The organism is Streptomyces adelaidensis, assembly GCF_016598475.1.
Taxonomy (GTDB): domain Bacteria; phylum Actinomycetota; class Actinomycetes; order Streptomycetales; family Streptomycetaceae; genus Streptomyces; species Streptomyces adelaidensis.
On sequence record NZ_JAEMUX010000014.1, the window covers coordinates 115,362 to 139,586 of the forward strand.

Consider the following 24,225-nt stretch of genomic DNA (forward strand, 5'->3'; position numbering starts at 1 on the left):
CCTGAGTTCGACCGAGTACCGCTCACGGACGTCGTCCACGAATTCCCGCTGTCCGAACGACGGCACCTTTCTGTTCCACCAGTACGAGGCGCCGGGCCGGACTACCGGGCCGTCGTGAAGGACGTCAAACACCGCCCATCGGACCAAGATTGCGCATCGCCGCCCGACACCCGCGTTGCGCACAAAGCCCGGACTTCAGTGTTCCGCAGGAGTCAGTGCCAACGATCAAAAGGAACCTCCAGGCATTGGCCACGCCATGGCCGTCGCCGTGGCCGTCGCCGTGGCACAAAAGCACACTTCTGAAAATGATTGTCATCATGCTACGGTCGGTGCACGTTCAACCTTTGACCACGCCTTTACTCGGAGTGTCCCGTGCGTCTCCCAGCCCGATTCCTCCCCCTCACCGCGGTCACGACCGCGGCATCCGCCCTGCTCACGGGCTGTTTCTCGTCGACGGGCGCCGACGAGGGCGCTGCCTCGGGTGAAGGCAAGCGGATACGTCTGGCGATGATGCAGCCGCCCCGTTCGGGCCTGTCGCCGCTGTCCGACGACGCGTTCAAACTGTCGCGCTGGTCGACCGCCGAGACCCTGGTGAAGCTGGACGCGGAGGGCGACGCGCAGCCCGCGCTGGCCACCGGGTGGAAGCAGTCGGGCAAGAAGTGGACGTTCACGCTCCGGGACGGCGTCACCTTCCACGACGGTACGGAGCTGACGGGCGAGGCCGTGGTCAACTCCCTCACGGAGGCGGCCACCGCCGCCCCCAAGCCCCGCATCCTCGACGGCGTGGACCTCACCGCGACGGCCGACGGCAACTCCGTCACGGTCACCACCGGCACCGAGGACCCGCTGGTCCCGCAGCGCCTCAGCTCACCGCAGCTGTCGATCCTCGCGGCGAAGGCGTACGAGGGGAAGACGGTGAACCCGGTCGGCGCCGGCACCGGCCCCTTCGAGCTCACCGGGGTCAACGGCACCTCCTCCGCCGCCCTCGACCGCTACGACGCCTACTGGGGCGGCAAGGCCAAGGCCCCCGGCATCGATGTGCGGTTCGTGCCGGACGGCACCGCCCGCGCGGCCTCCCTGCGCAGCGGCGAGGCCGACATCGTGGAGGCGGTCCCGGTGTCGCAGGCCGCGGTGCTCGACCAGGATCTGATCACCGAGGTCCCGATGCCCCGCACCAACACCCTCTACCTGAACACGGAGAAGGGCGTCTTCAAGAACGCCTCGCTGCGCGCCGCCGCCCGCGAGGCCGTCGACGCGAAGTCGATCGTCGAGGGCGTGTACGAGGGGCGGGCGGATGTGGCGCAGGGGCTGCTCGGCCCCGCGCTCCCCTGGGCCGCCGAACTGCGGTCGACGGTGAAGCACACCGAGGCGGGTGACCCGGCCGGCAAGTCCATCACCATCGGCACGTTCACCGACCGCGCCGAGCTGCCCGAGGTCGCGGCCACGCTGCAGCAGCAGCTGCAGAAGGCCGGCTTCAAGGTGAAGCTCGACGTGCGCGAGTACGCCAACATCGAATCCGACGCGCTGGCGGGCGATTTCGACGCGTTCATCCTCTCCCGGGCGACCGTCCTCGACTCCGGCGACCCGGCCGCGTACCTCTACAGCGACTTCGCCTCCGACGGCTCCTTCAACATCTCCCAGCTCGCCGACAAGACCGTCGACACCGCCCTCGACAAGGCCGCCGACACGGCCGCCGGTGACGCCCGCCGCAAGGCCGTCATCGACGCCGAGGCCGCCGTCCTCACCACCGACGCCGCCGTGCCCATGCTCCACGAGCGCGTCATCCAGGGCGACGCGGCGAACGTCGTGGACGCGGCGCACGACCCGCGCGAGCGAGAGCTGGTCACGGCGGACACGTACCTCAAGTGACCAGAGCGGTATGGAAGTCGGTCGGTCCGGCCGGGCCGACCCGCGTCGTCTGTCTCGTCGCCGTCCTGGCCGCCGTCGGCCTGCTGCCGTGGCTGTCCGGCCGCGACCCCGCGCTGACCGTGCTGCGCGCCCGGTCCGCCGAGCAGGAGGCGACGGCCGAGGCGCTGGCCGCGATCCGGGACGATCTCGGCCTGGGCGCCGGTCCCCTTTCCCTACTGGGGAGTTGGGGCTCCGGCCTGCTGCGCGGCGACCTCGGCACGTCCTGGGTGTCGGGGACGGACGTCCTTCCCTCGGTGACCGCCGGCCTCCAGGTCTCCCTGGGCCTCATGGGCGCCGCCTTCGCCGTGGCCGTGCTGCTGGCCTGCGCGCTGGTCGCGCCCGTGCTCGTACGCGGCCGGGGGTCGGCCGGCGCGTTCGCCGCGATGCTCGCCGCCGTGCCCGAGTTCCTGCTGGCCACGGTGGCGTTGCTGATCTGCGGGGTGTGGCTGGGCTGGCTGCCGACGTCCGGCTGGGCGGGGCCCGAGTACCTGGTGCTGCCCGCCATCGCGCTCGGCGTCCCGGCCGGCGGTCTGCTCGGCCGCCTGGTCGCGGACGCGCTGCCCGCCGTGCTCGACGAACGCTGGGTGGAGCTCTGGCGGGGCGCGGGCGTGAGCCGGGCGCGGATCTCGGCGGCGGCGCTCCGGCGCGTACTGCCGCCGCTCGTCCCGCAGTTCGGCATGGCCGCCGTGGGCCTCACGGGTGGCGCGGTCGCCGTGGAGACGGTGTTCGCGGTGCCCGGCATCGGCCGTACGGCCCTGGGCGCGGCCAAGTCCCAGGACCTCCCCCTCCTCCAGGGCTCGGTCCTGGCCCTCCTCGCCCTGGGCCTGGTCGCCGGCGCCCTGTCCGCCCTCGCCCGACGCCGCCTCCTCGGTCCGGCCCTGCGCGACGCGGGCCTCACCCTCCCCCCGGCCCGCCCGGTCCGCACCCACCCGGCGGTGCCGCTGACCCTGGCCGCACTCCTCCTCATCACCATCGGCTGGGGCCTGCTGCGCGACCCGTTCACCGTCGATACGTCCGCCCGTCTCCTCCCCCCGTCCTGGGCGCATCCGCTCGGCACGGACGGACTCGGCCGTGACGTACTGGCCCGCCTCGGCCACGGCGCGGCCTCGACCGTGGGCACGGCGGCGGCGGTCTGTGCCCTGAGCCTGCTCCTTTCCCTGGCCCTCGGCTTCCTGCCCGGCGTGGCCGCGGGCGCGGCGGACATCGCCAACGCGCTGCCCCCGGTGATCGTCGGCATCCTCGTCGCCGCGGCGGCCGGGCCCGGCACCGGCGGCGCGGCCCTCGCCGTCGCGCTGATCTCCTGGCCCCCGCTGGCGGCGCACGCGGCGGCGCTGACGCAGGAGGTCCGCGCGTCCATGTTCCTGACCGCCCAACGGGCCATCGGCGCGAGCCCGTGGTGGATCCTCACCCGCCACGTCCTCCCGTCGGTCGCCGCCCCGGTCACCCGCCACGCCGTCCTCCGCCTCCCCGGCATCGCCCTGGCCCTCGCCTCCCTCGGCTTCCTCGGCCTCGGCGCCCAGCCGCCCACCCCCGAGTGGGGACTGCTCCTCGACGAGTCCCGCGCCTACGTGGAACGCGCCCCCTGGGCGGCCCTGGCCCCGGCGGTCGCCCTGGCGCTGCTGGCCGGGCTCGCGGTGTCGGGGGCGGCGTACGCGGAAGGGCGTACACGTACGCGAAAAGGTGTACGTGGAGAGAGTGGAGAGAAAGGAACCCCCGTTGACGTCTGACGACGTGCTGCTGTCGGTGCGTGGGCTGCGGATCGCATTCGACGGGGTGGCGGCCGTGCGCGGGCTGTCCTTCGACGTCCACGAGCGTGAGGTGCTCGCCCTCGTCGGCGAGTCCGGCGCGGGCAAGTCCCTCACCGCCCGGGCCCTGCTCGGCATGCTGCCCCGGGGCGCGACGACGAGCGGGACCGTACGGCTGCGCGGTGACACCGACATCGCCGCGCAGCGTGGCCGCCGTATCGCCCTGGTCCCCCAGGACGCCCTCTCCGCGCTCTCACCCGTGCACCCCGTGGGCGACCAACTGACCGCCGCCGTGCGGTCGGTGGCCCGCGTCTCGCGCCAGGAGGCCCGCGCCCGGGCGGTCGCCGCGCTCGACCGGGTGGGGATTCCCGACGCCGTACGCAAGGCGCGGGCGTATCCGCACGAGTACTCCGGCGGTATGCGCCAGCGGGCCGTGATCGCCATGGCGACGATCAACGAACCCGACGTGGTCGTCGCCGACGAACCCACGACCGCCCTCGACGCGGAACTCCAGGAGCAGGTCCTCCGGGTCCTCGGTGAGCAGCGCGAGGCGGTCGGCGCCGCGCTCGTCCTGGTCACCCACGACCTGGCGGTGGTCCGCGAACACACCGACCGCGTACTCGTCATGTACGCCGGCCGCCAGGTCGAACAGGGCCCGACGGAGGTGGTGCTGAGCCGCCCGAGGGCCCCGTACACGGCGGGCCTGCTGGCCTCCCTGCCGCCGGACGACGTCGACGGCCACAGCCACGGCCACGGCCACAGTCATGGCGTGGGCGGTGCTCGTCGCCGTCGGCTGCCCGCCATCCCCGGTTCCCCGCCCGCCCCCGACGCCCTCCCGCCCGGCTGCGCCTTCGCACCCCGCTGCCCGCTGGCCGAGGACCGCTGCCACCACGAGGAACCACAGCCGTGGACGACGGACCACGGCCACGAGGTCACCTGCCACCGCTGGGACGAAGTGCCGCACCCCGCGACCGAGTTGTTTTTGGAGCAGCCCGCATGAACGACGCTCCGCCCCATCCGACCGACGCCCTGCTCGATGTACAGGACCTGGTCGTCCGCTACGGCGCGGTGACCGCCGTCGACCACGTCTCCTTCACGGTGGACGCGGGCGAGACCCTGGCCCTGAACGGCCCCTCCGGCTGCGGCAAGTCCTCCACGGTCGCCGCGGTGCTCCAGCTGCGCCGCCCCGACGGAGGCGAAGTCCGCTTTGAGGGACGGGAGTTGACGACCCTGACCGAACGCGAGCTGCGCCCCCTCCGCCCCCGGATGCAGCCGGTCTTCCAGGACCCGTACGGCTCACTCAGCCCCCGCCACCGCATCCGCGACGCGGTGGCGGAACCCCTGCGCGTCCAGGGCCGCTGGGACCCCACGGGCCCCGCCCGGGTCACCGAACTCCTGGACCGCGTCGGCCTGAACCCGGCCTACGGCGACCGCTTCCCGCACGAACTCTCCGGCGGCCAGTGCCAGCGCGTCGGCATCGCCCGCGCCCTGGCCTCCGAGCCCCGCCTCCTCGTCCTCGACGAGCCGGTGTCCGCCCTCGACCCGTCCGTCCGGGCCGGCGTCCTGAACCTGCTCGCCGACCTCCAGGACGAACTGGGCCTCGCCTATCTGTTCATCTGCCACGACCGAGCAGTCGTACGCCACTTCGCGGACCGCTCGATCGAGATGCGCACCGGAAGACTCGTGCCGGCGTAGCCCTCACTTGGCCGCCTTGTCCGCCTGCTCCGTCGCCGCGATGAGCCGGCGGAGCCCCTCGACGAGTTCGTCCGCCTCGGGGGCGCTCGGCGGGTCGAAGGTCCACTGGGCGATGAGCCCCGTCATCAGGGTCAAGAGGAACTTGCCGAGGGTGTCGATGTCCTTCTCGGAGACGTCCTCCTCCCGGCCGCCCATGAGCATCGGGATCAGACCGCGCCCCGCCTCCCGCTGGGCCAGCGACAAGTGGTCCCGTACCTCGGGCAGTTGGTCGCCCATGACGATGATCTCCATGCTGAGCCGCCAGATCGAACCCGGCCGCCGCATGGTGTCGATGACGTTCGCCCACATTTCCCGGAACCGTTCGATGGACCCTGGCTCGGTACCGCTCGTGACCGCCTCTCCCGAGTCGAAGGCCTCGGACGTCTGACCGACCAGCGCCACATACGCCTGCGCCAGCAGCGAGTCCTTCGAGCCGTAGTGGTAGCCGATCGACGCCAGATTCGTCCCCGACTCCTTGACGATGTCGCGCGCCGTCGTACGCACGAAGCCCTTCTCCAGCAGGCAGCGCTTGGCGCCTTCGAGCAGATCCTCACGGTGTCCCATGCGGCTCAGCGTAGCTCTGAGCCCATACGACCGTCTTATACAGCTGTTCTAGACGACCGTCCTATACATTCGTTCTAGACGTTCGTATAAGACGATCGTATAGTCCCTCCCATGACAACGAATCCGCAGCCCGGACAGAACCCACTGAACGCCGTCACCCCTCCCCGCCGAGCCGGTCGCCGCGAATGGACCGCGCTGGCCGTTCTGATGCTTCCGCTGCTGCTGGTCTCGATGGACGTGTCTGTCCTCTACTTCGCGGTGCCCTCGATCAGCGCCGATCTGGAGCCGAGCGGCACCCAGCAGCTGTGGATCTTCGACATCTACGCGTTCGTGCTGGCCGGGCTGCTGATGACGATGGGGGCGCTCGGCGACCGCATAGGCCGCCGGCGGCTCCTGCTGATCGGCGCGACCGCCTTCGGCACGGCCTCGCTCGTGGCCGCGTACGCGAACAGCGCCGAGACCCTGATCGCGGCCCGTGCGGTGCTCGGCATCGGCGGCGCGACCCTCATGCCCTCGACGATGGCGCTGGTCCGGACGATGTTCACGGACCCCGGCCAGCGAGCGAAGGCCATCGGTATCTGGTCGACGGTCCTGACCGCCGGCGTCGCCCTGGGCTCGGTGCTCAGCGGTGTGCTGGTGGAGTTCTTCTGGTGGGGCTCGGTCTTCCTGGTGAACCTGCCCGCGATGGCGCTGCTCCTGATCCTGGGCCCGGCCCTGCTCCCCGAGTCGAGGACCCCCGCCCCGGGCCGCTTCGACCTGCTGAGCGTCCCCCTGTCGATGGCGGCCGTACTCCCCATCGTCTACGCCCTCAAGGAGATCCCGTCGGAGGGCTGGAACACGCGGAACGTGACCTCACTGACCGTGGGCCTGCTCTTCGCGGCCCTCTTCGCCCACCGCCAGCGCACCACACCCTCCCCGATGATCCCCCCGGCCCTCTTCCGCGGCCCCGGCTTCGCACCGGCGGTCGCCCTCAACCTCGTCGCCGGCTTCGGAATGATGGGCTCGGCCTACTTCACCACCCAGTACCTCCAGTCCGTCCGGGACAAGAGCGCCCTGGAAGCCGCTCTCTGGGCCCTCCTCCCGTCCGTACTCATCGGCGTCACCGCACCGGTCACGACCCAGCTGGTGCAGCGCGGCGTACACCGGGCATACGTAGTCGGAGCGGGCTTCGTGACCGCCGCGTGCGGTTACGCGGTGCTGGCCACCGCCGGCACGGACTCCCTCTGGCCGGTCCTCGCCGGCGCCGGTGTCCTCGCCGCCGGCATCGTCACCGTCATGTCCCAGATGACCGACCTGGCCCTCGGCGCCGCCCCCCTCGAAAAGGCCGGCACCGCCTCCTCGCTCCTGGAAACCGGCCAGGAGTTCGGCGGCGCCCTCGGCATGGCCACCCTCGGCGCCATCGGCACCGCCGTCTACCACCACGAGATCCCGGCCACAGCCCCCCTCCCCGCCCGCGAAACCCTCGGCGGCGCCCTCGCCGTCGCCGAACAACTCCCCACCACCACAGGCGAGCCCCTCGCCGCCGCAGCGAGGGAAGCGTTCACCCACGGGATGCAGGGCGCCGCGATCGCGGGAGCCACGGTGCTGCTGGGGGCAGCGGTGGCGGCGGTGACGGCATTGCGGAAGGTACGCGTCCGGGAGGAAGACCGGGTACTGACCTGAGTAGGCGGATGCGGGTTTTGCTTTCAGGGGCGCGGGGAACTGCGCGACAAGCCCCCACGGACCCGCGGCCGAAATTCGGGGGGGTAGAAGGGGCGCAGCCCCTGGAGGATGGAACGGGTAAGGGCGGCGGGGGCGAACAAAAAAGGGGGCCCGACCACCCACAGGCAGCCGAACCCCCAAGGCCCAACTCAGACGAGATTCACCGACCGGGCCGACGTGGCCCCGATCTCCTCGGCCACCTCCGCGAGCACACCCTGCGAAACCGTGTCGTCAACGGTGAGCACGGCAAGAGCCTCCCCACCAGCCGCAGCCCGCGCGACCTGCATACCCGCGATGTTGATCCCGGCCTCACCGAAGATCCGACCGACCGTACCGACAACCCCAGGCCGGTCGACGTACCGAAGCACGACCATGTGATCCGCGAGCGCGAGATCGACGTCGTACTCCCCCACCGCGACGATCTTCTGGTGATGCTTCGGCCCGGCCAGCGTGCCGGAGACCGAAACCTCCTCACCACTGCCGAGCGTGCCACGCACGGTGACGACATTGCGGTGGTCCGGCGACTCGGAGCTGGTGGTCAGCCGCACCTCGACCCCCCGCTCCTGCGCGAACAGCGGAGCGTTCACATACGACACCGTCTCGTCGACGACGTCCTCGAAGACACCCTTGAGCGCGGAGAGCTCCAGCACCTTCACATCGTGCTGGGTGATCTCGCCGTACACCTCGACGTCGAGCCGCACCGCGACCTCCCCGGCGAGCGCGGTGAAGATCCGGCCGAGACGCTCGGCGAGCGGCAGCCCCGGCTTGACGTCCTCGGCGATGACACCGCCCTGGACGTTCACCGCGTCCGGGACCAGCTCACCCGCGAGGGCGAGCCGCACGGACCGCGCCACGGCGATGCCCGCCTTCTCCTGGGCCTCGTCGGTCGAGGCGCCCAGGTGCGGGGTGCAGACGACCTCGTCCAGCTCGAACAGCGGCGAGTCGGTGCACGGCTCCTTGGCATACACATCGAGGCCCGCACCCGCGACGCGGCCCTCCTTGAGCGCCGAGTACAGCGCGGCCTCGTCGACGATGCCGCCGCGCGCGGCGTTGACGATGCGCACCGAGGGCTTCACCTTCTGCAGCGCCTCGGCGCCGATCAGGCCGACCGTCTCGGGGGTCTTCGGCAGGTGGACGGTGATGAAGTCGGAGACTTCGAGGAGCTCGTCCAGCGAAAGGACCTTCACGCCCATCTGCGCGGCCCGCGCGGGCTGCACATAGGGGTCGAAGGCGACGACCTTCATGCCGAAGGCGGACATGCGCTGCGCGACCAGGGCGCCGATGCGGCCGAGGCCCACGACACCGAGGGTCTTCTCGGCCAGCTCCACGCCCGTGTACTTGCTGCGCTTCCACTCGCCGTTCTTCAGCGCCGTGTTGGCCTGCGGAATGTGGCGGGCGGTGGCGAGCAGCAGACCGCAGGCCAGCTCGGCGGCGGTCACGATGTTCGACGTGGGTGCGTTGACGACCATCACGCCGGCCTTGGTGGCGGCGGAGACGTCCACGTTGTCCAGGCCGACGCCGGCGCGCGCGACGACCTTCAGCTTCTTCGCGGCGGCGATCGCCTCGGCGTCGACCTTGGTGGCCGAGCGGATCAGGATCGCGTCGACCTCGGCGATGGCCGGGAGCAGTTCGGCTCGGTCCGCTCCGTTGACGTGCCGGATCTCGAAGTCCGGGCCTAGCGCGTCCACGGTGGCGGGCGACAGCTCTTCAGCGATGAGTACGACTGGTTTCGAGCTCACGTGAGTCCTCACAAGTCCAGTGCTGCGGACGGCCGTCCCGACGGCCGCAGGCGGTGGAGGGTGGTGTCCGCGTGGAAGACGCACGACGCTGTGGGCCTGACGCGTATGTAGTGCAGCAGTCTAGTGGCGCCGAGACCGTCGTCTCACGCCACTGCGGAAGGATCACCCGGACGGGAACCGCGACACGAAAAGCCCCTCCGGCGATTGAGGAGCGGGGTCCGGGGCGGAGCCCCGCGACGGCGCCCCCTCGAAAGGGCACCGCCGCGGAATCCCGCTCAGCACAACGGCAGTGCTTACGCCTCTTCGTCGTTGACCCAGCTCATGAGCTTGCGCAGCTCCTTGCCGGTGGTCTCCAGGAGGTGGTTCTCGTCCTGGGTCTTGTACTCGTTGTACTTCTTCAGACCGCCGTGGTACTCGTCCATCCACGCCTGGGCGAACGTGCCGTCCTGGATCTCGGCGAGGATCTTCTTCATCTCGGCCTTGGTGGCGTCCGTGATGATCCGCGGGCCGGTGACGTAGTCGCCCCACTCGGCGGTCTCGGAGATCGACCAGCGCATCTTCTCCAGGCCGCCCTCGTACATGAGGTCGACGATCAGCTTCAGCTCGTGCAGGCACTCGAAGTACGCGATCTCCGGCTGGTAGCCGGCCTCGGTCAGCGTCTCGAAACCGGCCTTGACCAGCGCGGCCGTACCACCGCAGAGAACGGCCTGCTCACCGAAGAGGTCGGTCTCGGTCTCCTCGGTGAAGGTCGTCTTGATGACACCGGCGCGGGTGCCGCCGATGCCCTTGGCGTACGACAGGGCCAGCGCGAAGGCGTTGCCCGTGGCGTCCTGCTCGACGGCGGCGATACACGGAACGCCGCGGCCCTCCTCGTACTGGCGGCGGACGAGGTGGCCGGGGCCCTTGGGGGCGACCATGCAGACGTCGACGCCGGCCGGGGGCTTGATGAAGCCGAAGCGGATGTTCAGGCCGTGACCGAAGAACAGCGCGTCGCCGTCGTTGAGGTTGTCCTTGATGGACTCCTCGTAGACCTGGGCCTGGATCGGGTCCGGGACGAGGATCATGATGACGTCGGCCTCGGCGGCGGCCTCCGACGGCGTCACCACGCGCAGGCCCTGCTCCTCGGCCTTCGCCTTGGACTTGGAGCCCTCGTGCAGACCGACGCGGACGTCCGCGCCCGAGTCGCGCAGGGACAGCGCGTGGGCGTGGCCCTGGCTGCCATAGCCGATGACCGCGACCTTGCGGCCCTGGATGATGGACAGGTCGGCGTCAGCGTCGTAGAACAGCTCGGCCACTTTGGGTTCTCTCCTTGAGTGCAGGTGTTGCGTCCCACCGTATGACGGCGGGGGGAATGAAAGTCTCCGGGTCTCGGCATACGGGCGGCCGCGCGACGTCGGCCGCCCGCTTCGAGTGTCAGGCCGACCGGTCCAGGGCGCGCAGCGAGCGGTCCGTGATCGAACGGGAGCCACGGCCGATCGCGATCGTGCCGGACTGGACCAGTTCCTTGATGCCGAACGGCTCCAGCATCTTGAGCATGGCGGACAGCTTGTCGGTGGAGCCGGTGGCCTCGATGGTGACGGCCTCCGGGGAGACGTCGACGGTCTTGGCGCGGAACAGCTGGACGATCTCGACGATCTGGGAGCGCGTCTCGTTGTCGGCGCGCACCTTCACCAGAACGAGTTCCCGCTGAACGGCGGAGGCCGGCTCCAGCTCGACGATCTTCAGAACGTTGACGAGCTTGTTGAGCTGCTTCGTCACCTGCTCCAGGGGCAGTTCCTCGACCACTGTCACCACGATGGTGATGCGGGAGATCTCGGGGTGCTCGGTGACACCGACGGCGAGGGAGTCGATGTTGAAGCCGCGCCGGGAGAACAGGGCGGCGATCCGGGCCAGGATGCCGGGGGTGTTCTCCACCAGGACGGAGAGCGTGTGCTTGGACATGGTCGGGTTCCTTTACCTACGGCTCTCAGTCGTCTTCGTTGTCGCCGAAGTCGGGGCGGACGTCGCGGGCGGCCATGATCGTGTCGTTGGAGGTGCCGGCGGCGACCATCGGCCACACCATCGCGTCCTCGTGGACGATGAAGTCGACGACGACCGGGCGGTCGTTGATCGAGTTCGCCTCCTCGATGACCTTGTCGAGGTCGGCCGGGGACTCGCAGCGGATCGCGTAGCAGCCCATGGCCTCCGACAGCTTCACGAAGTCGGGGACGCGGGTGCCGGCGCTGGGCTGCTTGCCGTCGGCGTCGGGGCCGCTGTGCAGCACGGTGTTGGAGTAGCGCTGGTTGTAGAACAGGGTCTGCCACTGGCGGACCATTCCGAGGGCGCCGTTGTTGATGATGGCGACCTTGATCGGGATGTTGTTCAGGGCGCAGGTGGTCAGTTCCTGGTTGGTCATCTGGAAGCAGCCGTCGCCGTCGACCGCCCAGACGGTCTGTGCCGGGGCTCCGGCCTTGGCGCCCATGGCGGCCGGGACCGCGTAGCCCATCGTTCCGGCGCCGCCGGAGTTCAGCCAGGTGGCGGGCTTCTCGTACTGGATGAAGTGGGCGGCCCACATCTGGTGCTGGCCGACGCCCGCCGTGAAGATCGTGTCCTCGGGGGCGAGCTGTCCGATGCGCTCGATGACCTGCTGCGGGGAGAGCGAGCCGTCATCCGGCTGGTCGTAGCCGAGCGGGTAGGACTCGCGCCAGCGGTTGAGGTCCTTCCACCACGCCGTGTAGTCGCCCTGGCTGCCCTCGCTGTGCTCCTTCTGCACGGCCTGGATCAGGTCGGCGAGGACCTCGCGGGCGTCGCCCACGATCGGCACGTCGGCGGCGCGGTTCTTGCCGATCTCGGCCGGGTCGATGTCCGCGTGGACGATCTTGGCGTGCGGGGCGAAGCTGTCCAGTTTGCCCGTGACGCGGTCGTCGAAGCGGGCGCCGAGGGCGATGATCAGGTCGGCCTTCTGCAGTCCGGTGACGGCGGCCACGGAGCCGTGCATTCCGGGCATGCCCAGGTGGAGCGGGTGGCTGTCGGGGAACGCGCCGAGCGCCATCAGGGTGGTGGTGACGGGCGCGCCGGTCAGCTCGGCCAGCACCTTCAGCTCGGTGGTCGCGTGGGCCTTGAGGACGCCGCCGCCGACGTACAGGACGGGCCGCTTGGCAGCCGTGATGAGCTTGGCGGCCTCGCGGATCTGCTTGGCGTGCGGCTTGGTCACCGGGCGGTAGCCGGGCAGGTCCATGACGGGCGGCCAGCTGAAGGTCGTCCGTGCCTGCAGGATGTCCTTGGGGATGTCGACCAGGACCGGACCGGGGCGGCCGGTGGAGGCGATGTGGAACGCCTGGGCGATGGCGCGCGGGATGTCCTCGGCCTTGGTGACCAGGAAGCTGTGCTTGGTGATCGGCATGGTGATGCCGACGATGTCCGCCTCCTGGAAGGCGTCCGTGCCGATGGCCTTGGACGCCACCTGGCCGGTGATCGCGACCAGCGGCACGGAGTCCATGTGCGCGTCCGCGATCGGTGTGACCAGGTTGGTGGCGCCGGGTCCCGAGGTCGCCATGCAGACGCCGACCTTGCCGGTGGCCTGTGCGTAGCCGGTGGCCGCGTGGCCGGCTCCCTGCTCGTGCCGGACCAGGACGTGGCGCACCTTGGTGGAGTCCATCAGCGGGTCGTAGGCCGGGAGGATCGTCCCGCCGGGGATACCGAATACCGTGTCGGCCCCGACCTCCTCAAGAGAACGGATGAGGGACTGCGCACCCGTGACGTGCTCGACGGGGGTGGACTGTCCTCCGGATCGGGGCCGCGGCTGCGGATGGTGGGCCCCGGTGGCCTGCTCGGTCATCGGCATTCTCTTCTCGATGCTGAGGGTGTTTTGCGAGGTTCGTGCGGTGTGCGGCTCGCGTCTGACTGGTGCCCGTGCAACAAAAAACCCCTCGTGCCATGAGGCAAGCGAGGGGAGCGCGCCGGGTACGGTCGCTGGGGATTCCGGATCGCCGTCCGGTCGTCCCAGCTTCAGCCGACGCGCTTTCCAAGTACGAGAATTCGGGTGCGCATGGCACAGACCCTCTCTCCGGCGCGCACCACGTGTCAAGTGGGTGGGACGGGAGTCTCATTATGTGAGCGAAGGGCACTTCCGCCTCCGTAGACAGCGGGTACACCACTTGTGTACACCCCCGCGCCGCCACCTGCGAACGCGGGTTCCGCCGGTCCGGTGGGCACCGGGAAGTGTCCGAGGGACAGGGCCCGGCGCAGCCGGTACTCGTCCAGCGGTCCGGAGAAGGCGGCGCCCTGGCCTTGGGTGCAGCCCATCGCGCGCAGGGCGACGACCTGCTCGGGCAGGTCCACCCCGTCGGCCACGGACTCCAGGCCCAGGTCGCCCGCGATCCGCAGCAGCCCATTGGTGATCTTGTACAGCCGCGTGGACTCCACGATCCCCTCCACGAGGCTCCGGTCCAGTTTCAGTACGTCGACGGGGAGGCGGCGCAGTGCCGTGATGGCCGCATGGCCGCTGCCGAAGCCGTCCAGGGCGATCCGGACACCGAGGCGCCGGAGGTGGTTCAGCCGGCGCTCCAGGTCGTCCAGCGGGCCCTTCAGCTCGGTGTCGGACAGCTCGATGATCAGGGAGCCGGAGGGCAGGCCGTGGCGGGTGAGGAGCGTCTCCACGGAGCCGGGGGGCAGGGAGCGGTCCAGCAGCCGCCGGGCGCTCATCCGGACGGAGACCGGTACGTTCAGGCCGCCCGTGAGACGGTCGGCGGCCTGCTCGGCGGCCTGCTCCAGCATCCAGCGGCCCAGCTCGGCGGTCTTGTCGCTGTCCTCGGAGACCCGCAGGAACTCGGCGGGCGTGAACAGCACACCCTGGGACGAGCGCCAGCGGGCCGCGGTCGCGACCGACGAGATCCGGCCGGTCTCCAGCTCCACCACGGGCTGGTTCAGCAGGATGAACTCGCCGTCGTGCAGCGCGGCCCGCAGCCGGGTGGCCAGCTCGGCCTTGCGTACGACGTCCTGCTGCATCTGCGGCTGGTACAGCTCGACGCGGCCCTTGCCGGACGCCTTGGCCCGGTACATGGCGAGGTCCGCGTTGCGCAGCAGCTCGCCCGCGCCGAGACCGGGCTCGGCGAAGGAGACACCGATGGAGGCGGCCACCCGGACGTCGTTGCCGTCGATGGTGTACGGCTGCGAGAGGGTGATCCGGAGGCGGTCGGCGAGCTCGAAGATGTGCTGTTCGCGTGCGGCGCGGTCGCGGGAGCCGTCGCCGACGATGAGGGCGGCGAACTCGTCGCCGCCCAGGCGGGAGGCGGTGTCCCCGTGCCGGACCGCGTCCTGGAGTCGGCGGGCGGCCTGGACGAGCAGCTCGTCCCCGGCCTGGTGCCCGATCGTGTCATTGACGGCCTTGAAGCCGTCGAGGTCGATGAAGAGGACCGCCGTGTTGCGCAGGGCGACACCGCGATCGGAGGAGCGGCGGCCGGAAAGCGCCTGTTGGACGCGCTTGGTGAACAGGGCGCGGTTGGGCAGGTCGGTGAGCGGGTCGTGCTCGGCGTTGTGCTGGAGCTGGGCCTGCAGGCGCACTCTCTCGGTGACGTCCCGGCTGTTGAAGATGAGGCCGCCGTGGTGGCGGTTGACCGTGGACTCCACGTTCAGCCAGCCGCCGTCGCCGGACTTGAAACGGCACTCGATGCGGGTGGTGGGCTCCTCGGCCGGGCTGGCGGCGAGGAAGCGGCGCACCTCGTGGACGACGCAGCCGAGGTCCTCGGGGTGGATGATCGAGGCCAGTTCGTTGCCGACGAGGTCCTCCGCGGGGCGGCTGTAGACCCCGGCGGCGGCCGGGCTGACGTAGCGGAGGATGCCGTTCGGGGCGGCGATCATGATGACGTCGCTGGAGCCCTGCACCAGGGAGCGGAAGTGGTTTTCCTTCTGGGCCAGTTCCTGGGTGAGGGTGATGTTGTCGAGGAGCATGATGCCCTGGCGCAGCACGAGGGCGAGCACGACGGTGCAGGCGGTGATGAGCACCACGCGGTCGACGCTGCGGCCGTTGAGGACGTTGTAGAGGATGCCCAGGGTGCAGACGGCTGCGGCCAGGTACGGAGTGAGTGCGGCCAGGGATCCGGCGATGGGGCGGGTGGCCGGATACCGACTGTGACCTCCTCCCTCGAGGAGCACGTGGACGTGTCCTCCCTGGTGGCCTTCCTGCCGGTTGACCGGCTGGTCGTGCCGCTGTCCCGGGATGTGTTCGTGGACCACGCGCGTGTGCCCGTGCTCGTCCGCCCGTCCGTGCCGCTGGCCGGCCCAGGGGGCGTAGGCGAGGAGCAGAGAGCCCGCGAACCAGCCGGCGTCGAGGAGCTGGCCGGAGCGGTAGCTGTTGTGCAGCAGGGGCGAGGTGAACAGGGCGTCGCACATCACGGTGAGCGCGAGGGCGCCGATCGCGGTGTTCACCGCGGAACGGTGCATCGAGGAGCGGCGGAAGTGCAGTGCGAGCACCATGCTGACCAGGGCGATGTCGAGCAGCGGGTAGGCCAGGGAGAGCGCGGTGTGCGCGGTGTCGGAGCCGTCGAGCTGGGCGGTCTGGGCGAGTGCGAGGCTCCAGGAGAGGGTGACCAGGGAGCCGCCGATGAGCCAGGAGTCCAGCGCCAGGCAGATCCAGCCGGCCTTGGTCACGGGCCTCTTGGCCAGCACCAGCAGGCCGACGATGGCGGGTGGCGCGAAGCAGAGGAAGAACAGGTCGGCGTAGCTCGGCTCGGGCACGGGCCGTTCCAGCACGACCTCGTACCATCCCCAGACGCCGTTGCCCAGCGCCGCCATGACGGAGGACAGGGCGAAGAGCAGCCAGGCGGGTCGAAAGCGGCTGCGGCGGGTGCGCGCGTAGCGGAAGCAGGAGGCGGCGGCCGCGGCCGCGGCGGCGGTGAGCCCGAAGTCGCCCATGACGAGGGCGACTTGCTCATCGCCCCAGCCGAGCGCGGCCCCGACGGCGTAGGCCGCGCACACCAGGGCGAGTACGAGCTGTGCCCGCAGGCTGGCCCGGCTGCGGTCGGGCGCCGGTACACCGGACGGCAGCGGGCCGGACAGTGGCTTGGTCGCCCTGAGCATGGGGCTCAGCGTGGAGGCGGCGGACGGGCGGGGGCTCACCGGGTCTCCCCGGTGAACACCGCTCCCGTGTCCCGCTGGTCCCGGTGCGTCGGTTGGCTTTGCCCTCTGCGGCTGCTGTGCCTTCGGTGCTGACCGTGACCGCTGTGGCCGCCGTGGCTCCCGTGCGGGTGCCTCCGCGTCGCAGCTCGCCAGGGCCGCCGTCGGCGGCTCCGCCGCGTCGGATCGTTCGTCCATAGGCCGTGCATCGCCCGTCGCCCCCCTCGCTGTCCCAAGTCCCGTCCCCGGCGCCGAACGTGCGCGGCGCAGCCCCTGTCGGGACGATACACCAGTTTCGTCACTCAGGGACATAGTTCCTCTACGCTCAGTGACCACCTGCGGCAATACGAGCACGGTCCGCTTCCGAAGGAATGCGGAGGGTGCCCGAAGTGGATTACGCGTCGCCCGTCGCGCCTGTCGTAAAGACCACGTTGCGCAGTGGCTCCCGGTTCACGAATCGTCCCAACTGGTCCACCAACAGCCTTTTGGCACGCGGCAGGAAGGCCGAGGTGGGGCCGCCGACGTGGGGGCTGATGAGCACCCCCGGCGCGCGCCACAGAGGGTGACCGGGCGGCAGCGGCTCCGGATCGGTGACGTCGAGCGCCGCGGTGATGCGTCCACCGTCCAGTTCCGTGAGGAGCGCCTTGGTGTCGACGACGCCTCCGCGGGAAACATTCACCAGGAGGGCCCCGTCCTTCATACGTGCCAGGAAATCGGCGTTGACCAGGCCTTTCGTCTGTTCCGTGAGGGGAGTGGAGAGGATCACGACGTCCGCCTGCGGCAGCAGGGCGGACAGTTCGGTGAGCGGATGCACCGGTCCGCGCGCCGTGGTGCGCTCAGAGCGCGCGACGCGCGCCACCCGCGCCACCTCGAAGGGCACGAGCCGGTCCTCGATGGCGGCGCCGATCGCTCCGTAGCCGACGATCAGGACGGACCTGTCGGCGAGCGCGGGCCGGAAGTCGCCCTGCCAGTGCTCCTGTTGCTGGGCCCGCACGAAGTCGGGGATGCCGCGCAGCGACGCGAGGGTGAGGGTCAGCGCGAGTTCCGCGGTGCTGGCCTCGTGCACGCCGCGGGCGTTGCACAGCTGGACGCCGGGCGCGACCGCCGACAGCCGGGCCAGGACGTCGTCGACGCCCGCCGTGAGCGTCTGGACGACCCGCACGTTCCGCATGTGCTCCAGCGGGTTCACCTTCACCGGCCAGCGCTTCATGTACGGAACGACGTAGAGGACGCAGTCCGCGGGGTCGCCCGGGTACGGCTGTGTGCCGTCGTCGCCCCCGTCCCAGAACAGGTAGTTGGGGCCCTGCGGGAGCCCCTCGATCTCGTCCGGCGGAATGGGGAGCCACACATCGGCGGTCACATCCGCGGTGGGGTCGGCAGTCGCGTCAGCAGTCATGCCCGGAGGCTATGTCAGGTACCTGCGACACCAGAGGTTAGGTTGGGGGGTCGGAAGAGGGAGGGTCACGACCAGGTGGAGCGCAGGACGATCGGCGCGGCGACGCTCGATGTGGGGGCCGTCGGACTCGGATGCATGCCGATGAACTGGGCGTACACCGGGTCGCGGCAACGGGGCGACGAGTCGGTGCGGACGGTGCACAGGGCGCTCGACCTCGGCACCACGCTGCTGGACACCGCCGACATGTACGGCCCGTTCACCAACGAGCTGTTGGTGGGCCGGGTGCTGAAGGAGCGCCGCGCGGAGGCCTTCGTCTCCACGAAGGTGGGTCTGCTGGTGGGCGAGCAGCACATCGTGGCCAACGGCCGCCCCGGCTATGTGAAGCGCGCCTGCGACGCCTCGCTGCGACGCCTCCAGACCGACGTCATCGACCTCTACCAGCTGCACCGGGCGGACCCCGAGGTCCCCGTCGAGGAGACGTGGGGCGCGATGGCGGAACTCGTACAGGCCGGAAAGGTACGGGCGTTGGGCCTGTGCGCGATGGGTGCGCGGGCGGGCCGCCGGCCGGGCGCGGGCATGTACGACGCCACGATCCGCCAGCTCCAGCGGGTCCAGCAGGTCTTCCCGGTGAGCGCCGTGCAGGCGGAGCTGTCGGTCTGGTCACGGGAGGCGCTCGGCTCCCTCCTCCCCTGGTGCGCGGCCCGCGGCATCGGTTTCCTCGCCGCCATGCCCCTCGGCAACGGCTTCCTCACCGGCACCCTGACCCCGGGCGAGGGCTTCGAACCCGACGACATCCGGGCCCGCCACCCCCGCTTCACCGCCGAGATGATGGCCGCCAACCAGCCCCTCGTCGTCGGCCTCCGCCGCGTCGCGGCCCGCCACGGCGCCACCGTGACCCCGGCACAGGTCGCCCTCGCCTGGCTGCTGTCCCTGGGGCCCCATGTGGTGCCGGTGCCGGGCACGAAGCGGGCACGGTGGGTGACGGAGAACGCGGAGGCGGACGCCCTGCGCCTCTCGTCCGCGGATCTGGCGACGATCGGCGATCTGCCTCCGGCTCAGGGATCCTGGGACTGAGGGGTCGGCTGATCCCGAGGGAGGTGTACCTGGGGGATTGCCCCCAGGCCCCGCTGAAAATTCAGCCCCTCCGGCGTTTGAGGAGCGGGGTCCGGGGCGGAGCCCCGGGGATGGGACAGGTAGGGGCGGCGGGGGCGAAAAACGCTCTTGATCCGGCGGAGGCGGAACCTGTGGGGCACTCGCGGTGTAAGACAAGTAGATGCTCCACGTCGAAGGGATCGTGATGGTGCAACGTCGAGTGGTGACGGCCGCGTTGGCCGCCGCCGTGCTCCTGGTGACGGCCGGCTGTTCCTCCGACGACGGAGAGCGACCGGACGCGGCAGGCAGCTCACCCCCGGGCAGCAGCAGCCCGGAGCCGTCCGCGTCCGAGCAGGCGGCGGACGCGACACCCCCCGCGAAGGGCTCGGTGAAGGTGGTCCGCACCGTCGCCGAGGGACTGGACACCCCCTGGGGTCTCGCCCCGCTCCCCGAGGGCGGCCTCCTCGTCTCCTCCCGCGACGAGGCGACGATCAGCAGAATCGACACGGAGACAGGCAAGAAGACCGAGCTGGGCGAGGTCCCCGGCGTCGCTCCGGCCGGTGAGGGCGGCCTCATGGGCCTCGCCGTCTCCCCGGAGTACGCCTCGGACCACATGATCTACGCGTACTTCACCTCGGAGTCCGACAACAGGATCGTCCGGATGCTGTACGACCCGCAGAAGCCCGCCGGCGAGCAGCTCGGCGCCCCCGACACCGTCCTGCGCGGCATCCCCAAGGGCACCAATCACAACGGCGGCCGTATCGCCTTCGGCCCCGACCGGATGCTGTACGCCGGCACGGGCGAGCGGTACGAGGGCCCTCTGGCCCAGGACAAGGACTCCCTCGGCGGCAAGATCCTGCGCATGACCCCGGACGGTGAGCCCGCCCCGGGCAACCCCCTGGGCGACTCCGTCGTGTATTCGTACGGCCACCGCAATGTCCAGGGCCTCGCCTGGGACGGCAAACAGCGCCTGTGGGCCTCGGAGTTCGGCCAGAGCACCTGGGACGAGCTGAACCAGATCCGGCCGGGCGGTAATTACGGCTGGCCGGAGGTGGAGGGCAAGGGCGACAAGCCCGGCTTCGTCGACCCGGTGGCCGTCTGGGACGTGGCCGAGGCCTCCCCCAGTGGCATCGCCATCGCGGAGGGTTCCGTCTGGATGGCGGGCCTGCGCGGCCAGCGTCTCTGGCGCATCCCCCTGGACGGCACCAAGACCTCCGCCGCCCCCGAGGCCTTCCTCGAAGGCGACTACGGCCGCCTCCGCACGGTCGTCTCCGCCGGCGGCGACAGACTGTGGCTGGTGACCAGCGAGACGGACGGCCGGGGCTCCCCGGAGGACGGCGACGACAAGATCCTGGAGCTGGAGGTGAAGTAGACCGCCGCGCTACTCCTCGGTCTCTTCGTCCTCCGCTGCGGGCGGCCGTATGACGACCTTCCCGGACGCGAGGTCTATCGCTCCGCGTCCGGGGTCGTTGTCACCGACGTCCTCCCGGGTCAGCTCCAGCCGGTTCTCCTCGTCGCGGGTGTGCTTGCGGCCTGGTGCGAACAGTTCCTCGAAGGCGTTGAACACGGTGCTCCTTCCTTGGACCCGCTCGGGCCCGCCTGGGTCCGTGTCTCGGCGGGCAGCTGGTCGTCGATGAGGGGCTGGTCGAGGATCGCCACGGACACCAGGATCGGGAACGCCCGGTGGATCATGTAGCCGACGGTCGGTCCCGGGGCGACGGACACCACGCGCTCTCTCTCACTATCCCGCGGCCAGCCGGTCCTCCGCCCCCGCCGGGAACAACCGCAGCCGATGGGCAACCGCCGCTGCCTCGCCCCGGCCCGAGACGTCGAGTTTGCCGAGGATGTTGGAGACGTGGACGCTGGCCGTCTTGGGGGAGATGAAGAGTTCCTCGGCGATCTGGCGGTTGGTGCGGCCGGCGGCCACCAGGCGGAGGACGTCGTGTTCGCGGCCGGTGAGGCCGAGTGCGGCGACGGGGTCGGCGGGCTCGGGGGTGCGGCTGAGGGTGAGGCGGGCGCGGCGGGCGAGGACGGCGACCTCGTCGGCGAGCGGGCGGGCGCCGAGGTGGCCGGCGACGGCGGCGGCGAGGCGCAGCAACTGCGTCGCACGGTCCCTGGCCTCGTCGTCGGTGCCGTCGGTCAGCAGCGCCTCGGCGAGGCGGTGCCGGACGCGGGCGAGGTCGTAGGGGCGGTCCAGGGACTCGAAGGCGGTGACCACGTCGGACCAGGTGTCCGGGGCGATCATGCCGTCGGCGCGCTGGAGTTCGGCGCGCACCCAGCGTTCGTGGGCCAGCCAGATCGGCGCGCCGGTGGTGAGCTTCTTGACCACGGTGAAGATCCGGTCGAGGACCTCGGCGCGGCCCTGCTCGGCGGTCGGCAGCCCCCGGGCGTCGGCCTCCGCGGTGGCAGCGGTGAGCAGCAGAGGCCAGGCGTAGCGCTGGGTGCCGACGGGGAAGCCGGCGTCGAGGACGCGGTCGAGTTCGGCGCGGGCGTCCGGGATGCGGCCCTCGGCGGCGGCGAGACCGATGGTGAGGGCGGACAGTGGCAGGTTGCTCTGCGGCATGGGGTTGTGGGTGCCGTAGTAGCTGTGCGCGGCGGCGAGTCGGCGGCCGGCTTCGGCGAGGTCGCCGCGGGCCAGCGCGATGGCGGCGAGGCACATGGCGCTGAGGCCGCCCGGCTTGGCGTTCCCGCCGCCGATCCTGGCCTGCGCGGCGGCTTCCAGAGCCTCGTCCCAGCGGCCGAGGGAGATGAGCGACTCGGAGAGGTTGCCCCGGATCCAGGCCTCGGAGACCAACAGGCCCATGCGCCGGGTGGCTTCGAGACCTTTGTGCATGAGGTGGACGGCCTCCAGCGAGCGGCCGACGGCCTCCAGGTAGGACGGAAGGTTGACATAGGCACGGCCCACGACGACGGCGGGCCCGCGTTCGAGAGCCCGGCGGCGGACCTCCTCCATCTCCGCGACGCCGGCCTCGACTTCGCCGGCATCGACCATCAGACCGCCGACGGTGAGGCGGGCGTTCAGTTCGATGTCCTCGGCGTCCACCATGCGCGCGTACTCGACGGCACGCTGGGCGTCGGTGAGTGCTTCGGGGCCGGGGGCGTGCAGCATGGACCAGTTCGCGGCTCGGGAGAGCACCTCGGCGTGTACCTCGGAGGGGGGCAGACCACGGACCAGTTCCTGGGCGGTGGCGATCTCCTTCCAGCCGTCGCCCCGGCCGAGGTTCTCGATCAGCAGGGAGCGCTGGATCCAGAACCAGGCGGTGCGCAGGGGGTCGTCCACGTCGGCGAGCAGATCGAGGGCCCGCCCGGTGATCCGCATGGCCCGCTCGCGCTCCCCGCACAGCCGTCCGGCGACGGCGGCCTCGGCCATGAGGTCGAGGTAGCGCAGGGGGGTGGTGGCGGGGTCGCAGCCGCAGGGCGGATACACCTCGGTGTGGTCGACGGGGCGCAGTGCGGCGCGTACGGCGTCGGGGGCGGCGTCCCACAGCTCCATCGCCCGTTCCAGGAGCCGTAGTTGCTCGGTGTGGGCATGTCGGGAGCGGGCCTCGGCGGAGGCGTCGAGGACGGCGGGCAGGGCCTTGGCCGCGTCGTGGGCGTGGTACCAGTAGCTGGCCAGGCGGGTGGCGCGGCCGTCGGCCGGGACGAGCGTCGGGTCGGCCTCCAGGACCTCGGCGTACCGGCGGTTGAGACGGGAGCGCTCGCCGGGCAGCAGGTCGTCGCTGATGGCCTCGCGGACCAGGGAGTGCCGGAAGCGGTAGCCGTCGCCGCCGGGTGCGGCGAGCAGGATGTTGGCGCCGACGGCGGCCCGCAGCGCCTCGATGAGGTCGTCCTCGGGGAGCCGGGCCACGGCCGCGAGCAGGTCGTACTCCACGGTGGAGCCGCCCTCGGCGACGATGCGGGCGACCCGCTGGGCGTGCTCGGGGAGCCGTTCGACGCGGACGAGGAGCAGGTCCCGCAGGGAGTCGGTGAGGGCGGGGCAGCCGCCGTCGTGGGTGACCACGGCGAGTTCCTCGACGAAGAAGGCGTTGCCGTCGGAGCGTTCGAAGATCTCGTCCGCCTGGGCCGGGTCGGGTGCGGCGGCGAGGATGCCGGTGAGCTGGTGGCCGACCTCCGCGCGGTTGAAGCGGCGCAGTTCGATACGGCGGAGCGTGCGGAGGCGGTCGAGCTCGGCGAGGAATGGGCGCAGGGGGTGGCGGCGGTGGATGTCGTCGGAGCGGTAGGTGGCGAGGACGACGAGGCGGCCGGAGCGCAGGGTGCGCAGAAGGTAGGAGAGGAGGTGGCGGGTGGAGGCGTCGGCCCAGTGCAGATCTTCCAGGACGAGGACGATCGTGCGGTCGGCGGCGAGGCGTTCCAGGAGGCGGGCGGTGAGTTCGAAGAGCCGGGCCGTGCCCTCCTCGTCGTGCCGTGCGCGTGAGGTCTCGCCCAACTCGGGCAGCAGCCGCGCCAGTTCCTGTTCCTGTCCGGCGGCCGCCGCGCTCAGTTCGTCGGGCAGTTGGCGGCTCAGGGCGCGCAGCGCGGTGGAGAAGGGTGCGAAGGGCAGCCCGTCGGCGCCGATCTCGACGCAACCGCCGAGCGCGACGACCGCGCCCGCGCGCACGGCCCCGGCGGCGAACTCCTCGACCAGCCGCGTCTTGCCGACCCCGGCCTCACCGCCGAGCAGCAGCGCCTGCGGCCCGCCGCCGTCCAGCCCGCTTCCCTCTCCGCTCCCCGCCGTCCGCGCGGCGCTCCCACCGGCGGCGCGGGCCAGCGACTCGTGCAACACCTGCAGTTCGTCGGCGCGACCGACGAACACCGGACTGACGGACCTGGTCTCCACATCGCCGAGCATCGCACGAGCCACCGGCACTCCGGCACCGATTATCCGCGGGCCGGGGGCCGCCGACCCACGGAGGCCGGCCCCTCGGTTGTCGGTCCCCCGGTTGTCGGTCCCGACTCCGGTGCTCGCGCTCACGCCGCGCGCGAGAACCGGAGCAGACTCATCCGAGAACGGGGCGCCTGCCCCTGCGTATCCCGCTCCTCCGCGTCCCGTGCGGCCTCGCGGCGGGCGCGGCGCGCCTCGCGTACCTGGCGGTAGTGCTCCGCTTCGCGGATCAGCTCTGCGGAACGGATCTGCTGGAGCTCGTACTCGAACATCTCGTACCCCTCGTGAAGAGTCGGTCTCGGCTCGCTTGCCGCGATGCCTCAACCTTCGCCTCCAAGGCGGGTCCGCCACATCGGGAGAGTTCCGCATCTTGAACGGGTGAGGGGCCTTAGC

At 71.2% G+C, this 24,225-nt stretch carries 17 protein-coding genes; 7 read left to right on the forward strand and 10 right to left on the reverse strand.

Features of this window, described 5'->3' with window-relative positions; translation table 11 throughout:
- Positions 1 to 372 precede the first annotated feature (372 nt).
- From I8N67_RS11255 to I8N67_RS11270, 4 genes are read left to right on the forward strand one after another with little or no spacing between them, the layout of a single operon-like run.
- The gene (locus I8N67_RS11255) at positions 373 to 1,869 is read left to right on the forward strand and encodes an ABC transporter substrate-binding protein (protein ID WP_200302668.1); all 1,497 of its coding nucleotides are present in this window, start codon (positions 373 to 375) and stop codon (positions 1,867 to 1,869) included.
- Entirely contained in the window at positions 1,866 to 3,635 is a 1,770-nt protein-coding gene (locus I8N67_RS11260; protein WP_200302669.1) for an ABC transporter permease subunit, read from the forward strand. Before I8N67_RS11255 ends, I8N67_RS11260 begins: the two co-directional genes overlap by 4 nt.
- Positions 3,625 to 4,653, forward strand: a complete 1,029-nt coding sequence (locus I8N67_RS11265; RefSeq protein ID WP_234045471.1) for an ABC transporter ATP-binding protein — start codon at positions 3,625 to 3,627, stop codon at positions 4,651 to 4,653. Before I8N67_RS11260 ends, I8N67_RS11265 begins: the two co-directional genes overlap by 11 nt.
- A complete protein-coding gene (locus tag I8N67_RS11270; RefSeq protein ID WP_200302671.1) occupies positions 4,650 to 5,348 on the forward strand; it encodes an ATP-binding cassette domain-containing protein in 699 nt (232 codons plus the stop codon). The genes I8N67_RS11265 and I8N67_RS11270 overlap by 4 nt, the downstream gene beginning before the upstream one ends.
- A 3-nt stretch (positions 5,349 to 5,351) precedes the next feature.
- Here I8N67_RS11270 and I8N67_RS11275 read toward each other — a convergent pair whose 3' ends face one another.
- Entirely contained in the window at positions 5,352 to 5,951 is a 600-nt protein-coding gene (locus tag I8N67_RS11275; protein ID WP_200302673.1) for a TetR/AcrR family transcriptional regulator, read from the reverse strand.
- A gap of 111 nt (positions 5,952 to 6,062) precedes the next feature.
- Here I8N67_RS11275 and I8N67_RS11280 point away from each other — a divergent pair, with 111 nt between their 5' ends.
- A complete protein-coding gene (locus I8N67_RS11280; protein ID WP_200302674.1) occupies positions 6,063 to 7,613 on the forward strand; it encodes an MFS transporter in 1,551 nt (516 codons plus the stop codon).
- A gap of 188 nt (positions 7,614 to 7,801) precedes the next feature.
- On the opposite strand, the gene serA is transcribed toward I8N67_RS11280, so the two are convergent.
- The 6 genes from serA to I8N67_RS11310 all read right to left on the reverse strand — a co-directional run bounded on the left by serA (position 7,802) and on the right by I8N67_RS11310 (position 17,879).
- Complete coding sequence (gene serA, locus I8N67_RS11285; protein WP_200302675.1) at positions 7,802 to 9,391, reverse strand: phosphoglycerate dehydrogenase; 1,590 nt, start codon at positions 9,389 to 9,391, stop codon at positions 7,802 to 7,804.
- A 293-nt stretch (positions 9,392 to 9,684) separates the two neighbouring features.
- Positions 9,685 to 10,686, reverse strand: coding sequence for a ketol-acid reductoisomerase (gene ilvC / locus I8N67_RS11290; protein WP_200302676.1), 1,002 nt, complete (start codon positions 10,684 to 10,686; stop codon positions 9,685 to 9,687).
- Positions 10,687 to 10,804: 118 nt separating this feature from the next.
- Positions 10,805 to 11,332, reverse strand: a complete 528-nt coding sequence (gene ilvN / locus I8N67_RS11295; RefSeq protein ID WP_200302677.1) for an acetolactate synthase small subunit — start codon at positions 11,330 to 11,332, stop codon at positions 10,805 to 10,807.
- Positions 11,333 to 11,357: 25 nt separating this feature from the next.
- A complete protein-coding gene (locus I8N67_RS11300) occupies positions 11,358 to 13,208 on the reverse strand; it encodes an acetolactate synthase large subunit (RefSeq protein ID WP_200302678.1) in 1,851 nt (616 codons plus the stop codon).
- A 245-nt stretch (positions 13,209 to 13,453) separates the two neighbouring features.
- A complete protein-coding gene (locus I8N67_RS11305; RefSeq protein WP_200302679.1) occupies positions 13,454 to 16,486 on the reverse strand; it encodes a putative bifunctional diguanylate cyclase/phosphodiesterase in 3,033 nt (1,010 codons plus the stop codon).
- A 391-nt stretch (positions 16,487 to 16,877) separates the two neighbouring features.
- Entirely contained in the window at positions 16,878 to 17,879 is a 1,002-nt protein-coding gene (locus I8N67_RS11310; RefSeq protein WP_200302680.1) for a 2-hydroxyacid dehydrogenase, read from the reverse strand.
- A 75-nt stretch (positions 17,880 to 17,954) separates the two neighbouring features.
- On the opposite strand from I8N67_RS11310, the gene I8N67_RS11315 reads away from it, so the two are divergent.
- Both I8N67_RS11315 and I8N67_RS11320 read left to right on the forward strand, forming a co-directional pair.
- A complete protein-coding gene (locus I8N67_RS11315) occupies positions 17,955 to 18,953 on the forward strand; it encodes an aldo/keto reductase (protein WP_200302682.1) in 999 nt (332 codons plus the stop codon).
- Between the two features lie 223 nt (positions 18,954 to 19,176).
- Positions 19,177 to 20,343 carry a PQQ-dependent sugar dehydrogenase gene (locus I8N67_RS11320; protein ID WP_200302684.1) on the forward strand — a complete coding sequence of 389 codons (1,167 nt, stop codon included), beginning with the start codon at positions 19,177 to 19,179 and terminating at the stop codon, positions 20,341 to 20,343.
- Between the two features lie 9 nt (positions 20,344 to 20,352).
- Here I8N67_RS11320 and I8N67_RS11325 read toward each other — a convergent pair whose 3' ends face one another.
- From I8N67_RS11325 to I8N67_RS11335, 3 genes are all read right to left on the reverse strand, one after another.
- Positions 20,353 to 20,538, reverse strand: coding sequence for a DUF6191 domain-containing protein (locus I8N67_RS11325; protein ID WP_200302686.1), 186 nt, complete (start codon positions 20,536 to 20,538; stop codon positions 20,353 to 20,355).
- 174 nt (positions 20,539 to 20,712) lie between these two features.
- Positions 20,713 to 23,799 (reverse strand): helix-turn-helix transcriptional regulator, encoded by a 3,087-nt coding sequence (locus I8N67_RS11330; protein WP_200302704.1) that lies wholly within the window; start codon positions 23,797 to 23,799, stop codon positions 20,713 to 20,715.
- 119 nt (positions 23,800 to 23,918) lie between these two features.
- Positions 23,919 to 24,104 (reverse strand): hypothetical protein, encoded by a 186-nt coding sequence (locus I8N67_RS11335; RefSeq protein ID WP_234045472.1) that lies wholly within the window; start codon positions 24,102 to 24,104, stop codon positions 23,919 to 23,921.
- Positions 24,105 to 24,225: the final 121 nt, after the last annotated feature.

Bases quoted from the DNA above. Each gene is read 5' to 3' on its own strand.
- I8N67_RS11270 (WP_200302671.1), top strand. From the start codon at position 4,650: ATGAACGACGCTCCGCCCCATCCGACCGACGCCCTGCTCGATGTACAG.
- I8N67_RS11275 (WP_200302673.1), bottom strand. From the start codon at position 5,951: ATGGGACACCGTGAGGATCTGCTCGAAGGCGCCAAGCGCTGCCTGCTG.
- I8N67_RS11280 (WP_200302674.1), top strand. From the start codon at position 6,063: ATGACAACGAATCCGCAGCCCGGACAGAACCCACTGAACGCCGTCACC.
- ilvN (WP_200302677.1), bottom strand. From the start codon at position 11,332: ATGTCCAAGCACACGCTCTCCGTCCTGGTGGAGAACACCCCCGGCATC.
- I8N67_RS11300 (WP_200302678.1), bottom strand. From the start codon at position 13,208: ATGACCGAGCAGGCCACCGGGGCCCACCATCCGCAGCCGCGGCCCCGA.
- I8N67_RS11310 (WP_200302680.1), bottom strand. From the start codon at position 17,879: ATGACTGCTGACGCGACTGCCGACCCCACCGCGGATGTGACCGCCGAT.
- I8N67_RS11320 (WP_200302684.1), top strand. From the start codon at position 19,177: ATGGTGCAACGTCGAGTGGTGACGGCCGCGTTGGCCGCCGCCGTGCTC.
- I8N67_RS11330 (WP_200302704.1), bottom strand. From the start codon at position 23,799: ATGCTCGGCGATGTGGAGACCAGGTCCGTCAGTCCGGTGTTCGTCGGT.
- I8N67_RS11335 (WP_234045472.1), bottom strand. From the start codon at position 24,104: ATGTTCGAGTACGAGCTCCAGCAGATCCGTTCCGCAGAGCTGATCCGC.